Here is a 15,992-nt window from a genome sequence, read left to right on the forward strand (position 1 = left end):
AATTCACGCTATCAAGACAGCGTATTCTAAAGGTTCGGGCAGTCGATTGTGTAGCGATCCCGATGCAGAATTCGGGGATCGATGCTCCTTGAACCATCGGATTGATCGATCAGATGCCCGACGCCGATCATTCCCAGAATTTCTTTGAATTCGTTGTCGCATTTAGGTGCCGACACTCGCAGAATTTTACACCCCAGTCTCAGAATCTGTCGGTGCACAACAGGTTTCGACAGTTAGAGAACCGGCAATTGGGACCGTCCAGATTAGAGTGATGCATTTAGCAGGGGACGACAGCCTTTCCGGGCTGTCGCCCGAGGGGCTCTGCGTGACAACCTAGGAAGGACGTCGTACACCTGTCCACCGACCATTTCCTACCAAGCGGGCTAGATCGTGAGGATTTGTCGTGTTACGCCTTCATGAATCCCGAAATGTTGACGACATGGCGAGGCTTCGAGGCCCCGCAGCATCCGACCAAAGAGTATAGCCCGCGCAAACTGCCCGTCACTATTCCGATAAATGCCCGAATTGAAGGAGTCTCATCGCTTCTAGATCAAGTCCAGTGTTGGCAACCTAGATTTCCTCGGATCGCATACATTTCAAGAGGAAACTTTGATGGGTCGAGTAGTTGTCACAGGGCTGGGGATCGTTGCCGCTTCAGGGCGGGGCGTCGATAAAGCCTGGAAGAGTGCATTATCGGGCCGTTCGGCGATCAGAGCGATCAGTCGATTTCCCACCGATGATCTGCCGGTACGGATCGCCGGCGAGTGCGTCGATTTTGACGCGACTGACCTCTTAGGGGCCAAGACCGCAAGGCAGTCATCGCGGTTCGTGCAATTCGCCTGTGCCGCGGCCGATGAGGCGTTGAAGGACGCGAACATCCACGACTCACCGCTCGCGAAAAACTGCGGTTGCATTGTCGGCGTCGCTATCGGCGGTGTCGGTGAAATCGAAGCGAATTCCTGCCTGCTGAAGGAGCGCGGTGCCAAGAAAGTGTCGCCACTCATGTTGCCCTATGCGATCCCGAACATGGCATCGGGATTCATCTCCATTGAATACAAACTCAGGGGTCCTAATTATACGATCGCCACCGCATGTGCCAGTGGCACCCACGCGATCGGGGAAGCAGCACGGATGATTCGTGATGGGAGTTGCGAGATCATGCTTGCCGGTGGCGCCGAAGCCGCCATCTGTCCCATTCTGATTGCCTCCTTCGCCAAAATGAAGGCGCTCAGCACGAGAAATGACGCGCCTGAACTTGCCTCGCGCCCCTTCGACGCCCATCGAGATGGATTCGTCGTCGGGGAGGGCGCGGGACTCCTCGTGCTCGAGAGCTATGAACATGCTAAACGACGCGGCGCAACGATCTATGCCGAATTGGCCGGATACGGACTTTCCGCCGATGCACATCACCTGACCATGCCGGGACCGGAAGGTGAAGGACTCGCAAGGTCAATCTCTGACGCTCTGAAATCTGGCGGCATCAATCCGAGCGATGTCGACTATGTCAACGCTCACGGAACATCCACTGCCGCCAACGATACACTTGAGACCCAGGCGATTCAGACCGTCTTCGGCCATCACGCCGATCGCCTCTCAATCTCTTCGACCAAGGGGGTGACAGGACACTGCCTAGGCGCCGCGGGAGGAATCGAGGCGGTCTACTCCGTGCTGGCGATCAAAGATGGCGTTGTGCCGCCGACCGCGAATCTTTACACGCCCGATCCCACCTGCCCGCTCGACTACACACCGATCGAGGCGCGCGAAAGAACGGTCAACGTAGCGATCAGCAATTCAGCTGGGTTCGGAGGCCAGAACGCTACCGTTGCTTTCAGGAAGTTGGCCTAGTCGTTGTCGCAGCACCAGTGTCGCACCCAAATTTGCGTGAGCACCCTATGAAAACCCAAAAACAACTCTCGCCTTCTGTCGCGCAGACAGACAACGTCGTCCACGGTGAGGAACGTGTCTCGTTCGCGATCGATCGCTGGCGTGCAAGTCGATGGCTCGATCAACTAAACGACGTTCGAATTTCCATCGGCGATTCGCCCGCCATCGATTTGCTCTTTCAACGTCTGGAAGACGCTTCCTGGCTGGCACGCTGGAAACGAGAAGACGCGATTCTGGAACTGTGCCCATCGACGCTGATCGATGTGCTTGAGGCGATGGTGCAGTTCAGCCAGTCGGACGTGTCCTGCAACAGCCCCGGCGTGCTTGAAGAAATGACTGAATGCTTGACGCGCCTGGGTGGCCAAGAAACGGCTCGGAAAAACTAAAAACCTGTACCAATATTTCTAGCAAAGGGCACACCTGCCCTGTTTGGGGGGCTATAAATGGCAGTTCATCAACTACTCGGGTCATTCCATGGTCTTGGCGGAGATCTCACCGTTGTGTCTCACAGCAATTCAAATGCAGCCTGGGACTATCACCAGGCATTCAAACGCAATCGCGGACTGATTTCGCCGGAGGAACAGGAGCGGCTTCGCAACTTTCGGGTTGCAATCCCTGGTATGGGGGGGGTCGGTGGACTGCACCTGATGACTTTGGCCCGCATGGGATTTGGTAAATTCCGGATCGCCGATGCGGACAGCTTTGACGTCGGGAACTTCAATCGCCAATTCGGCGCGACGATCAACAACATCGGCCGCCCCAAAACAGAGGTGCTGGCCGAATTCGCCGGCAGCGTCAATCCGGAAGCCGAAATCGACGTGATCAATGGATTCGTGACGGAAAAGAATGTCGCGGAGTTTTTGGACGGAGTCGATCTGGTGGTCGATGCGCTTGACTTTTTCGCGTTCGACGCACGGCGAATGTTGTTCCGCGAAGCTGCCCAGCGAGGCATATGGGTGCTCACAGCCGGCCCGATCGGTTTCAGTACGGCGTGGCTGGCGTTCGATCCCAATGGGATGAGCTTTGACAACTATTTCGATTTACACGATGGCATGCAACCGGTGGACCTGTTTGTGGCCTTTTTCGTGGGACTAACGCCACGCTCGACACACCTACCCTATTTTGATTATTCCTATGTCGACCCCAATGGGGCGGGCCCATCCGTTGCCGCCGCCTGCAGGCTGGCAGCCGGAGTGGTCGGCGTCGAGGCGGTGAAAATCCTGCTCGGCCGAGGCAAAGTCCGAGCGGCTCCCTATTACAACCAATTTGACGTCTATCGCTACCTTTTCCGAATGGGATGGATGCCAATGGGCAACCGTAATCCGATTCAGCGGATCAAACGAAGAGTCCTGAAGCGGAAAATGCTGCAACTCGGCTACGGGAATAGGGGCGACCAAGTTTAAAGTCATTTTGTCTCCCCCATTTCTTCCCCTCTAGGTTGAACCGCGCAGGGAATTTTTGCAGTGGAGTCGCTTGTTGATCGCTTTCGGCAACCAAGGCTGCTTGTACGTGACATAAACGAGAAGAACGCTCATCGGCAAACAAACCAACCATGATTGCACAAACTCATAGCGGCGAACCTGACATGAATCGCTCTGTCGAACCGTCCGACCTCACCCTCGTTCAAGAATCGATGGTCCAGGCCGCGATCCTCGCTCCTTCACCGGACAACAACCAGCCCTGGAAGTTCAAATTCAGCGACCAGGGGGTTGATGTTTTCTTGGATCCCAGTCGCTCGTTGCCGTCGGACGAAGCGTCAATGTTTGACCTAACGGCCATTGGTGCCGCAGTCGAAAACGCGATTTTGGGGGCTGCGGAATACGGGTGCATTTCAGAAATAACGTGTCGTGATCTCGACGACGCAACGCTGCAAGGGCAGCTTCCTGTCGCCTCAATCACGATCCGTCCAGGCGGTGTGCCCGATCCCCTTTTCGACGCGATCGAAAGCCGATGCACCTGCCGGAAACCCTACGCGAGCGGCCCGCTCGATACAGAGGTGATCGAAGCGCTAAACCACTCGATTTCCTCTTTGCCAAGTGTCCAAGTTGATTGGATCACTTCCGCAGCAGAAAAAAAGCAATTCGGCAAGCTGATTGCCATGACTGACTCGCTTCGTTTTCGCACCGAAGCCTTTCACGCGGAGCTTTTCCGGCAACTTCGATTCAAACCAAGCGAAGTACAGGCAACTCGAGATGGGCTTGACGTGCGAACGCTTGAGTTGCCGTTCGGGGTTACAACCATGCTGCGTACGCTAAAGAGTTGGACTGTGATGCAGCTCGTGCATAGGCTGCGGCTTACGCCGCTCCTGACGGGCCCTTCTAAGATCGCAGTCCAAAAAAGTGGCGCCGTCGCAGTTGTTTCCGTCCCCGCTGCCTCGACCGAGAATTTTCTCATCGGTGGACGAGCGATTCAGCGAATTTGGCTCAAAGCGGCACAGGCTGGGCTATCGATGCATCCACTGGGAAGCTTGCCAATTTTTCTGTTGCAATCCCAGCCAAATCCCGCATTCGAAAAAACAATTGAAATAGCCCGCCGCGAGACCTCAAATCTAGTACCGGAGCTAGGAAACCGCGTCATTCAACTGGCATTCCGAGTTGGCAAGAGCGGTCCACCGACCGAGCGCTCTATACGTCGGCAAGTGTCCTCCGTGATGGTCCAGTAACAGACAGTCCAATCCAATCTTGCAAACTCAATCAGTGGCGATCGAATTCGGTCCCAATGCAAATGAGTCGACTCGAATTACCCATGCCAAGAATTCCATGCACGGAGCGATAGATGGCGACCTTCTTCCAGTTTCTTCCGCTAATCATCAAACAAAACCTAGGCAAGCAGCAACTCGAGCGGATCCCCGAACCGGAGGCGATCACCGCTGAGCACGACAATGTGTTGCAGTATGATCGCGTGATGGAAACGAAGCTCGCAATTTCCTATGCCATTGGAATTGAAACGATCTACCGAGCTCGTCCCGAGCCTTTTGGTGGAAGGGCAATCGACCTCTGCTGCGGACCGGGCCATATGTCGATCAACATGGTCAAGGAACTGAAGCTTGATGAACTCATCGGAATCGACTTGTCATCGGGAATGGTTGACGCAGCCAACAAGAATGCGACCGAACAGGACGTTGGGCAAGCCAGTTTCCAAACAGGCGACGCAACGAATCTGACGGCTTTTCAGGACGACGAATTCGATCTCTCCACCATGATGGACGCAGCCCATCACATGCCGTCCCTTCAGCTGGTGACGGAGGCATTAGAAGAAATGGACCGCGTCACCAAACCAGACGGACTCGTTGTCGTAATGGACTTGGTGCGGCTGCGAACTAAGTCGCTGACGGAAACCTACGTCGAGCTGCTCGCCCATGACTACGACGCACGAGGCCTGCCGAGTTTCAAGAACGATTTTCGCAACTCCATGTACGCCGCCTGGACACCCAGCGAATTGGCTTCGACGGTCCCCAAGAAATCAAGCCGCAGTTGGCACCTGGTCGTGCCCCGCGGGCTGCCCTTTGCTCAGTTCTTGATTGGCCAACCACGCGGCCAGCGCGAGGTCTATTACAGACGCAATGGCTTGTGGCCCAGCAATGGGTATCCTGTGGCTGCCTCCGATCACTCTGATCTCAAAACGGGCCGCATGACGATGGCAACGGGAAAGGTGCAGGCACTCAACTAACACGGTTGCAACGAGCACAGAGGCATCCATCCATATTGAGCCTATCGAACCAAACAGAAAACCCCGCTCATCAAAAATGAGCGGGGCTGCGTAACTGTTTGTTCAGGATGGGGCCCGGATGATCAACTTAGACGCGACGACGTCGAACACCAAGGCCGGCCAGTCCCATGATTCCAAAAATCGCGAACGAAGTCGGTTCAGGAACGATATTGGGATTGATGTAGATATCGGTATCGGTGTTGACGGGGAGTGCATTGGTCAAGGTCGCCGGTGTTTCAATCCCTCCAAAGATTTGGACCTGAGTGGGGCCGGTGTTGGCTCCGAGGAAATCGTGTTCTTCCAACTCCACCGTCGGATCATGGTCTACGGTGACGTTCAATGCTGCGAAGTAGTTCACCGGAGTACTTTGCAAACCAGAACCTAGCGTGCTGTCCGTCGCCGACGAAGCGTCCCAGTATTCGTTTCCTGCAGCAAGTCCACCCGCACCGGTGAAGCCAAACTCGAAGACCAGATTACCATCTTGCCCCGAATCAAGTGCCGCAAGGACTGGCGCAAGTGTGCCGTCAGCAGCGCCATTGGCAATCCCGCCATTGCTGTCTTCGTAAAGTGTAATTAGGGTGCCGTCGTCGTTCCGAACGAGTCCCATGTCTGTCCAGACCTGATCAGACGCTGCGCCTAGCGTGTACTGGAAGCGGTTGGGCCCGGCCACACCGCTGTCCACTTTCGTCAGGACCTCCGTGATGAAGGCGATCGTCATGGTTTTCCCACCGGTGGGCAGCGTACTGGTCACGTTTCCCGGAAGTGACTGAACGGTCTCAATCTGCCACACACCCATCAGGTACCCGCCTACATTGATGGTATCCCCGAGTGTGTAACCACCGGCGCCGTCGCTATCCAGGAAAATTTCTCTGTCGAAATCTTCCAGCATGTTAACCTGGCCGTCGGTCAACAGACTCGCAAAGAACCCAGCGTGAGAGAGGTTGGTTTGCACCGCAGTGCAAATCAAACACGCAAACAATAAACGTACGTACATCTCAAAAACCTTCTTAATCGGTAAAACAAGCGAAAAATTTACTTTCAAACACAAAAAGCAATTTCGCCGGTTAAGAAGGCCTGCAAAGACCGTCCAGAACTGGAGAGGGTGGCAACAATGAATCTTCTAGATAGAGCACCCCGCTTAAGGGCGCCTTTGCGTCAATACACACGCGTTCACAAAAATTGGCAACCACGATGCTTGCACCCGAACTGCTGAACGAGTTACCGCCTAAGGACGACGAGCTTTCGCGAAAGGTTGGCAGTTCACCCTGCTCATTACAATCGCGGAGTGCCTCAAGCGATTGAGACGAATCTAGCTTGACGTCTACGTCCTGGCGAATAACACCACCATTCGCTACCTGAATGCATGTACAGGCAGCGACAAGGAAGAAAAACGTTCGTACGCGGGTAGGACACATAGCCCCAGAGGATAACACAGGCAACGCTAGCCCGCAATCTTTTTCCAACAAATCTTTTTGAAATTTACTTCCTGCCACTCCTTTTTAGAGCGCAGGTGGGGGCGATTGGTCCGAAAGTGGGTTGTTTGCGATGTCGGGGAGGCGTGCCTTGCAAAGCCATTCCATGGTCGGAGCTTCGGTACGGGGGGACATGGTACTGTACTCGGGGATATGGTACTTACGGACACCTACTCGGGGACACGGTAATTTGCTTGCCTGAGCGAATCACTGAATCGCAGCTTCGTTAGCAAGACTGGGGCGGTTGAGCTGTTCTTGAGGTCCAGCTGACACTCATATGTCCTCAACAGGCATCTCGTTTGCGTGAGCACCGCGCTTTGGTTCGCTCCGCCCGCCGCTAACCCTACGACCATTCGACCATCAGTTAAGGGGCATCGCCGCCAATGGGCACGACGCGCGAACTAATTCGTTCTGGAGTCAGCGGCGGCTCAGAGGTAGCAACATCGACTGCAGCAGCATCGAGACGGCAGTTTCTCCGGCTCGGTAAACACCCAGTTCGACACAGTGACCTTACTTCAACATCAGTACCGAGACAGAATTTCCCAATGAATCAACGTTCCAATACTCTTCGATTCCAGCTTGAGCCCATTCGATACGTTTGGTTGTCAGGTCACGGACACGGCTGGTACGGTCATCGCTCACCAAGTTAACGACCAAATCAGCGCCGCCCCAATAATCATTGCTTCGCTGGCGGCGTAGGCGAATGCGAGGAAGGCGAGATCGGGTGCATGAAATCGGTTCGTGTCAGTCTCAACGCGAATGTTAGTAAAACCCAGAACCCCCGAATTTTCACTCACTGGTAAAATGGTGGAAAGCCAAAGGAAATGTCGTAAATTACTGGCGAAACCGCGAAGGGTGCTACCCATCTAAAGGTCTATTTAATGGACGCACAGGCGAAGTCGCGAAGGGACAAACTGCGAACGATGCATTTTGCCTGGATTGCCAGTCCTTTTTACAGGCGTGCGGATGACCAAATGGGGGGGAGGGCGGCGCGAGTGATCCCTCTAATCCATTCAACAACGTTGTCTGGCGGAATCAAGATTGGTCAACATCCAGTCAAAAATCGATCGGATTCGCTCTATCCGCATACAAAACCTGTACTTTTCCTCAACCAGCTTTCGAGCCTCCACGGCGAGCGCCTCCCGTCGGGCAACAAGGCAATACCCGATCTCCCAGCGTTAATCCATTCTCTTCATCGGTCAGCATTAATCTGGAGGCACCCGCACCTTGCACGAAAACATGGGGGCTTCCGTGCAACTTAACAGGTCCCTCCCCATTGATCAGTCGGCCATCGCCGGTCTGGCCACCAATCGCTGTCCCCCGCGACGCACGGTTCAAGACCATGGCCTCCAAGGGACTGGGGATTGGGAAATACAACACTGTGCAGCCTGCATGCGAGTTTCCGGCGAGAGTTAGCAACAAGAAAATGGTGCCCCACCAAGGTCGCGAATGGCTTGGTGGAACTCGAGTAAGCATCCACCGCACCTTGAATTCCAGGTTCAAGCCGCCGTAGTTGAAAACCGGTTTGATGTGCTACTGATTTGTTTAGGTATCGGCCGCGTCCTGCGGCAGCTTGACGGTGATAGCAACGGAGGTCAGGTAGAGTGACTGAACGATCCATGGCGTGTCGAGCAGCGTCCCGAACAACGACATCGAGATCCAGCCGACCAGTAGGAAGATGCCGACCTTACCGCGTTCAGGATTCAACTCGGCCGCGTCGCCTGCGTCGTTCGTCGATCTCAGCATTTTGAGCGACCGCCAGCCGAGCAGGACGGTCAGGGCAAGCCAAAGCAACACGCCGGTCCAGCCCAATTCCACCCTGGTATGCAACCAGGCGTTCTTCGCGCGCCAAACCAAGTGGTCGCCGCCGGTAAAGTACCACCAACGCGATCCCTGCGCAAAATCGCCGTTGCGGAGCACGGCTTCTCCATCCGCATCGACCACGTCAATTGAATCCAGTCGAAGGGGACGCGAACCATGTGCGATCAGTGACAACGTGGTCGGCGGGATCGCTTGGTCCCAGCGGCGTTCGTGGCGTCGTTGCCTCAACTGACTGACATCGATCTCAAAGCGAGTCTCCATCAAGCCGCCCGAGCCGACCATCGGCGCGACAATCGTCGCCCCCCCAGGACCACGCACACACCCGTACGATTGCAGTAGCGTTTTGTGACAGACCATCAGTGCCCAAGACGCCGGATGGTCATCGCTCGCATTGCCCAGCGGTGCGTAGCGCAGCTGAACGTCCCATGGTCCGGGGCGATTCGGATCGACGAATTGTTCCAAGTAGATCCGAGGATCCGGCTGCGCCACAATGCCACCTTGCCCAGCATCCCCGGAAACACGAAGCAACGATTCGCTCAACCCGCGGTGACGTCGATGTTCCAACGGATAGGTCCCGAGACCACGTCCGAGGAACGGGTCGATGTCCGACGACATCACGACAATCTCTTTCATATGATCGATTCGCACTTGCAGATCCGCACGCGTCGTTTCATAACGCCGCTTTACCGCGCCGCCCGCAAACCACATCGCGACCAACAGCATCGCCATCACCGATGCGCCGACCAAGCCCACACGTTTCGTCATCCGGTTTGAGATCCAAGCCCAAGTGTGCACGACAACGCTGGCAAGCACGAAACCGGCCGCCAATGCAACCGTCGACCGTGACATCGTTACAAAAATTGCGTAGATCGAGACGACCTGGACCACGGTGTTGAATGCCCCTCGCCACCCGACGTGTCCCACATCCTTCCGCCCCACAAACAGCAAGAACGGCAACGCCAACGCCCAGTATCCGTCGATGTGCTGGCCACCGATGTGCATCGAAGTGCATGGGCCGGTGGCGCGAAACTGTGTCGAAAACTCAAACACACCGTAGGCAAACGAACGTTCGATCAAGACGATGATCGCAACGACCAGGGCACTGATTCGAATGCCTTGGACCAATCGGTTCCACGTCAACCCAGGCGACCCGCGGAATTCGGTGAAAAACGCGGCCGCCAACAGCGTCCCCATCAAGTACCCCTTGAATTGAGACGCCGCATTGAGCTGAGATAGATACAGATTCAGCTGATCGTCCCAGCGGGACTCTGGCAGGCTGATCCAGCCGCGCACCGCCCCCACACCTGAAACGATCAGCAAGGCGATCAACAGACCGCAAAGCGGGCGGTCAATCTGTGCGAATCGGCCGCGAAGCAGCACACTCGCGACCGCGGCAACGACAAAGACATCACCGAATGAAACCAGCAAGCTGCCGGTGACGGGATACATGCTGCCGGCGACGATCGCCGTCGGGACAATCCACAACCAGCCGGACCGCACAGCGAGGCAGAGCGAGAATGCGACGAAGGCGATTCCAACGGCGATGCCCGGACTGCTGAGGTGAAACCGAGCCATCACCAGGGCCGATACAAACACAGTGATGCCCGGCAGCCGTCGCAACGCCATTGCCAGATGCGAATCGTTCATTAGAACCTCCCAGCCACCCGGATACTGAATGTGGGATAGGCTTCCAGCCTGTCATGCCGAGATCGACAGGCTGGAAGCCTATCCCACTGCGGGCGCGGCCTGTCGTCTGAGGTACGTGCTTGCATCGGCGCTCCGTAGTGAAGAGTCGGCGTCTCGTAACGCATCCATGGCCTGCTGCTCAAACCAGCATGCGTTGGCCGGGGAGCGTGCGGAGCCCCTCGCTCACGCATTCGGGCTGGCATCTTTCGGGCTGGCATCTTAGCGTGAATTCTGAACGGTCCGTCACGGAATCCCGCGAACAATCGACGGCCCGATCAACCGGGTCAGCGGCAGCGGCAGCTTCTTCCACAGATCGACGGCGCGATCGTATTTCCCGCCTTCCGGTCGCACATCCGTCACGTTTCCCTGGCGGACATAGTATTGCCAGACCGCAGGTTCAGGCTCTGCACCCCATTTCTTCTTGAACGTAAACGTGTTGCCCTCGGGTGTGCAGCGGCCGAAGTCGAAGACGGGTTTGCCACGCTCGATCGCACGCTTGAGCAGTTGCCAGTACATCCAGTCATTGACGTTCGTCGAATTCAGCTCGTGTAGTGACGCAGCGCTGGGAACGAAGGTGGATTCCGGACCGTGAATTAAAAGCGCCACTGCCGCAGGGCGGTCCTGCTTGCGCACCACACACAGTTCGGCGTCGCCGCCAAACACCGACAGGATCGACCGGAACAGCTCTTGTGAGTACACCGGCGTGCCCAGGTCACGCATGGTTCGGCTGAACACATCGTAGAACCCCGCCAGTTGCCCTTCTGCTCCCCATTGCAGATCAAATTCCTGTCGGTCCCCTTTCTTGACCTTATTTCGGACCTTCGATTTGAACTGTGACCAGAGTTCGTCTTGAGTTTTGGGGAGCGGCAGACGCATGTGAACCTTCGACGTCAACGTGCTCCCGAGCTTCGCATGGCTGAGTTCAAGCTCGTGCCGCAACTCCAAGTGACGTACGTCCAATTTGTCAGCCAAGTCAGCGGCATGATCGACCAAATGCCCCGCCACGTGGTCGTCGACAGCATTTACACCGCTGGTGTTGACGTAGGGCAGACTGACCAGAAACTTGCCGAACAACAGACTCCGTACAGCGATCAGCGGCAATTTCCCCACCATCGCTCCGTCGCGTCGGGCGACGATCAGGAAGGGGCGGTGACGCAAACCCAAACAAATCGCTTCCAGCCATTGCAGATCCTGACTGCGGCTGACATCAAACGTCGCTTCCGCCCCCCAGCGTTCTCGAAACTCACGCACGCCGTCCACGCTATCGATCACCTCAATGGACAGCCCCGCGCCGGCGTGACTTCCTCGCTCGGTTGCGATCGCGGTCGCGGGGGTGGAAGCTGAGGAAACCATAGAAAACGGCTCACGGATGATGGGGAGACAATCGTGCGACAGTCCTGACACAGAGACCACCGCCAGAACAACATTTTAAACGACTGGCAGCACCCGCCGTCGGCCAGGCCAGTTTTTCGCTCAGGCCAACTTTTCGACCAGGCCGGTTTTGCCGAATCGACCGGATGGGGGTAATGATCCGGCGATTCCTCCTGCCGGGCCGCCTTTGCCGGAGACGCTTGGACGTCGATCAATCCGCCGGCCGATCCGCGAAGAGCATAATCGGTGATCCCCCCATCGAAAAAGAGTCTCGGTGCAAAAATCGTTCGGACCGCAGCCCCACAGGCGTTCTAACGGTTACAGCGAATAAGAGTGGTGAATCGCAAATTCGTTTTCGATTGGGCCGAACAGTCGCCGTGTTCTCCGAACTCGGCGCGGGGCAAAGCTTCGCTTTCTGGTCGCCGAGTTCGGAGAACACGGCGACCGTCTGATCGCATCGGCTACCCACAAATTACGCTGCGGCGGAATACTAGCGTCCGGGCCTCTCCGTTTTGGCTTCGCGTCGCGGGATTGCTCCTGTCGCAGTTTCAAATACCATCAAGCGCATCAACCCCTCCCGTAAACCGAAACGTAAGGGCCCGACCTACCTTGCTCGACACCTCCGCCCCCGCATCCCCACGCGTCCGGCTTGCCGCCGTTGGCGACCTGCTCCTCAACACGCCTCCCGCCGGCGTCCCCTACCGCCGCTGCCCGCGATTGGTTGACGAAGACGTCGCCCGAGTGTTTGCCGAATGCGACATCGTGTTCGGAAATCTGGAGTGCACGTTCGTTTGTGACGACCGGGCCGTCCCCGCCGAACCCCGTGTGATCGCCGACCCGGAATTCGTGCGCGCGGTCAAAGATGCAGGGTTTGACGTGGTGACACTTGCCAACAATCACATGTTTGACGGTTTCGAATGTGGATTTAAGCGAATGCGGGGTTTATTGGATGAAGTCCAATTGCCGCACTTCGGGGCGGGGATGAATCTGAACGAGGCGACCGCGCCGGCCATCTTGGAATCAAACGGCCTGAGAATCGCATTCGTCGGTGCCGTTGATCATCGCAGCGGACCCTATCAATTCGCATCCGATCGTGATTGGGGCGTTGCTCCACTGGATCTGGAGCTGCTGATCGGTCAAACAAAACAGCTTCGCTCGACCGCCGATCATGTGGTCGTCTCGATCCACTGGGGCGAGGAGCGTTTTCTGGTTCCATCGCCTGCCCAACAGCAACAGGCGCGGGCGTTGGTCGATGCGGGAGCCTCATTGATCCTGGGGCATCATCCGCACGTTCTGCAGGGATTAGAGATCTACCAGGGAACGCCGATCATCTACTCGATGGGCAATTTTCTGGCAGACGGCGTTTATTTTTCCGACGGCGGCAGAATCCACTGGAATCGGACCGAGCAAACCGGATGCATCCTGGTTGTCCAATTGACCGCCGAGGGAGTCCGCGTCGAAAAGCAGATCGCAACCGTAGACCGGGGGCAGCTGGTCGCGGTCGATCACAGCGGGTTCGGCGACCGACGGATCGAGAAGACGGCGCGCGCGATCGCCGGCGGCGTCACGCCCGGGCGCTATCGCCGAGAACATCTTCGCGTGAAAACACTTTGGCCGACGATCGATCACCTGCGACCGTCGAAACTGATGCATCTACGCCCGCGTCATTTCAAAAATGCGCTGCGGATGCTGCTAAAATCAAGAAATGCCGAATAGCCCGTGGAATAGGCTTCCAGCCTGTCACTCAGAGAACGACAGGCTGGAAGCCTATCCCACTTTCCGCCGGCGGGCGATCCCCCCTCACCCTTGAAAGGACCAGAGAACGATGGCCTTCACAACCATGCATTTTGGTGTCGGGATGGCCTGCGGCGGTGCCGCAGCGCTCAGCTGTGCGCTGATCCGGCGAAAAGGCTTCAAGAGTATCGGCCCGGCGATGACGCTCGGCGGCCTTTGGGCGATCGTGCCGGATCTGCCGCGGGTGTTCGTCTGGTTTCCGTCGCTACCGTTCTCCGGCACCCTAGGCGGCAGCGACAATGAAAACCGACTCCTCAGCGACGTGTTCTTCTTTCACGCCACACTCGACGCCCAACCGAAAGACTTCACGCTGCTGGGGTTGGCCATCATCATCCTGCTCTACAACGTCGTCATCCTGACACCGCTGGCGATCGACTTCGCCAAACGCCCACGATTCGCCCGGCTCTGGAGGCGATTGCGCCATGCCCGCGGGACGCGTGAGCGACCGGCGGAAGAATAAGTGGGATAGGCTCCCAGCCTGTCATGGCGAAAACGACAGGCTGAAAGCCTATCCCACAATCAATCCCCGCCACTTATTCTTCCGACGGTCCCAAGCGACCGGCCTCCCCCGCACCAGCAAACCACGTCAGCGACCGTCACTTGCAGTGACGTGTAAGCGACCGGCCTCCACACGTCGATCGGCCACGGCTGCCCGCCCCAGGCTCACGCCGCGCAACTGATACCCTGCGCGCAACGCCGATCCCTCCCACTACCAAAGCATCGCCACTCCCACGCCCCTGATCCCGCCAAACCCCGTCAATCACAGATACGCATCAAACCAATCATAAATCCGCCGCTCGGCTTCCGGCGGCACGGTGTGCCCCTTCTGATGATTAAACAATTCGATCCGTGGCGGTTGGTCGTACAAGCGATACACTGGCAGGGTCGCGTCGATAAACGGCCGGCTGTGTTCCCCGTCGGCGGAATCACCCCCGATCAGCAGAAACGCGCGTGGAGCGATCAAAGCGAGCAATTCGTGGTGATCACGCTCAGCATCCTCCACGCAGCGGTCTTTTCCCAAGTACCAAGGCGCCGACCAGTTAGAGAAGCTGCGACCGATCCCTCCTTCGCTGCTGACCGCGACGCGGACGCGCTCGTCGAAAGCGGTCAGATAAAGCACCTGCTTAGCGCCAAGAGAATGCCCGACGGCCCCGAGCCGAGCTTCATCCACCTCCGGCAGACTGGCCAGGACATCGAGCCCCACCCGTGCGTCGTGAAGCATTTTGGCCATGCCCCTGGCGCCGGGATGGCGGCGTTGCAACTTTCGCACCTGCCGTCGTGCGTGCCAGGAGAAAAAATGCCGATGCCCATCGTCCCACAAAAAACAGCGAGGGCAGAGCGCGACGTAACCCTGCTGCGCAAGCCTCAGTCCAAACGCCTTTTCCGGTTCCCCCTCAATCCCCGCCGGCTGACGCATCGTCTCGGGAACGGTTGAGTGAAACGCGATTACACCAGGCAACCGCCCGCGCTGATAGATCGGCTTGAGAACGTAAGCTTCCGCCCAGCAGTCAGGTTCAATCCGATAGCGGACTCGCGAACGAACGACCTGCTCCTGCTCCACAACCTCCAAAACGTTGACTATTGGTTGTTCATTCAGCCGAACTTCAAGCAACGGAAGAAACTCGTCCCAAATGGCAAGCAGATCAACTCGACGTTGCTTCCATTCAGTACACGATCGCAGCTGCTGCAAAACTTTCAGCAATGATCGGTGTCCTGCGAGCAATTATGACACATCCCTCAAAACAACATTCGCTCAAGAGTAGCGCGGCGTAATTCGAAAGAAATGAGCGACATTAACCGACTTATTCTGGACGTGCCTGCGCCGTCACGACGATCGCACCAAAATTAGGCTGCAAACAGGAGTTTTTCGAGAAATGCGGTGTTCCAGCCGGCGATTTTCCGTTTCCGCCTAAGACTCTTCTTCCGGGTGTCTCGCTTGAGAAGCGTCGTGACAAACCGACGAGTGAAGCTCATATTCGACGTAGCGTTTTTGGTTCGGAGCCGACTCGAATCCTCATGAAACACAACATCGAGAACCCAGTGCATGCTTTCGATGCCCCAGTGGCGACGAGCGCTATTTGCGAATTCACCTACACGTGCCGGGCGGCTTGAAATGTAGTAGCGGATATCACTTGTTTGTTTGTCGCCACGACTCGTGCAAGTATTCGCTTGGCAAATGCTTTTGGCCCCTTTCCATTGATCGGTCAGGGCACGCAGTGACTCAGGAATCGGGCCAGTTGCGTAGAAGCGTTCTTT

Annotated in this window: 12 protein-coding genes; 7 read left to right on the forward strand and 5 right to left on the reverse strand. The window is 56.7% G+C overall.

What is annotated here, in order from left to right; all coding sequences use genetic code 11:
• Positions 1-612 precede the first annotated feature (612 nt).
• The 5 genes from fabF (at position 613) to H1B37_RS30410 (ending at position 5,553) form a co-directional block, all read left to right on the forward strand.
• Entirely contained in the window at positions 613-1,845 is a 1,233-nt protein-coding gene (gene fabF, locus H1B37_RS30390; RefSeq protein WP_182871051.1) for a beta-ketoacyl-ACP synthase II, read from the forward strand.
• A 47-nt stretch (positions 1,846-1,892) separates the two neighbouring features.
• On the forward strand, positions 1,893-2,270 hold the full coding sequence (locus H1B37_RS30395) for a hypothetical protein (RefSeq protein ID WP_182871052.1): 378 nt from the start codon (positions 1,893-1,895) through the stop codon (positions 2,268-2,270).
• Between the two features lie 57 nt (positions 2,271-2,327).
• A complete protein-coding gene (locus H1B37_RS30400) occupies positions 2,328-3,287 on the forward strand; it encodes a ThiF family adenylyltransferase (protein WP_182871053.1) in 960 nt (319 codons plus the stop codon).
• A gap of 182 nt (positions 3,288-3,469) precedes the next feature.
• Positions 3,470-4,546 (forward strand): nitroreductase family protein, encoded by a 1,077-nt coding sequence (locus tag H1B37_RS30405; RefSeq protein WP_220498455.1) that lies wholly within the window; start codon positions 3,470-3,472, stop codon positions 4,544-4,546.
• 113 nt (positions 4,547-4,659) lie between these two features.
• A complete protein-coding gene (locus H1B37_RS30410) occupies positions 4,660-5,553 on the forward strand; it encodes a class I SAM-dependent methyltransferase (protein ID WP_182871055.1) in 894 nt (297 codons plus the stop codon).
• A gap of 127 nt (positions 5,554-5,680) precedes the next feature.
• Here H1B37_RS30410 and H1B37_RS30415 read toward each other — a convergent pair whose 3' ends face one another.
• The 3 genes from H1B37_RS30415 to H1B37_RS30430 all read right to left on the reverse strand — a co-directional run bounded on the left by H1B37_RS30415 (position 5,681) and on the right by H1B37_RS30430 (position 11,924).
• Positions 5,681-6,640: a PEP-CTERM sorting domain-containing protein gene (locus H1B37_RS30415; RefSeq protein ID WP_182871056.1), complete on the reverse strand. Its 960-nt coding sequence runs from the start codon at positions 6,638-6,640 to the stop codon at positions 5,681-5,683.
• 1,969 nt (positions 6,641-8,609) lie between these two features.
• A complete protein-coding gene (locus H1B37_RS30425) occupies positions 8,610-10,532 on the reverse strand; it encodes an O-antigen ligase family protein (RefSeq protein ID WP_182871058.1) in 1,923 nt (640 codons plus the stop codon).
• A 282-nt stretch (positions 10,533-10,814) separates the two neighbouring features.
• Entirely contained in the window at positions 10,815-11,924 is a 1,110-nt protein-coding gene (locus tag H1B37_RS30430) for a FemAB family XrtA/PEP-CTERM system-associated protein (protein WP_182871059.1), read from the reverse strand.
• A 627-nt stretch (positions 11,925-12,551) separates the two neighbouring features.
• Between H1B37_RS30430 and H1B37_RS30435 the strand changes: the two genes are divergently transcribed.
• On the forward strand, positions 12,552-13,658 hold the full coding sequence (locus H1B37_RS30435; protein ID WP_182871060.1) for a CapA family protein: 1,107 nt from the start codon (positions 12,552-12,554) through the stop codon (positions 13,656-13,658).
• A 109-nt stretch (positions 13,659-13,767) separates the two neighbouring features.
• Positions 13,768-14,196 (forward strand): hypothetical protein, encoded by a 429-nt coding sequence (locus H1B37_RS30440; RefSeq protein ID WP_182871061.1) that lies wholly within the window; start codon positions 13,768-13,770, stop codon positions 14,194-14,196.
• Positions 14,197-14,496: 300 nt separating this feature from the next.
• Here H1B37_RS30440 and H1B37_RS30445 read toward each other — a convergent pair whose 3' ends face one another.
• Both H1B37_RS30445 and H1B37_RS30450 read right to left on the reverse strand, forming a co-directional pair.
• On the reverse strand, positions 14,497-15,297 hold the full coding sequence (locus H1B37_RS30445) for a dienelactone hydrolase family protein (protein WP_353620959.1): 801 nt from the start codon (positions 15,295-15,297) through the stop codon (positions 14,497-14,499).
• 284 nt (positions 15,298-15,581) lie between these two features.
• Positions 15,582-15,992 (reverse strand): ISAs1 family transposase (locus H1B37_RS30450; RefSeq protein ID WP_182871063.1); only part of this gene is annotated, 411 nt, incomplete at its 5' end.

Source organism: Stieleria mannarensis, assembly GCF_014154935.1.
GTDB classification, from domain to species: Bacteria; Planctomycetota; Planctomycetia; order Pirellulales; family Pirellulaceae; genus Stieleria; species Stieleria mannarensis.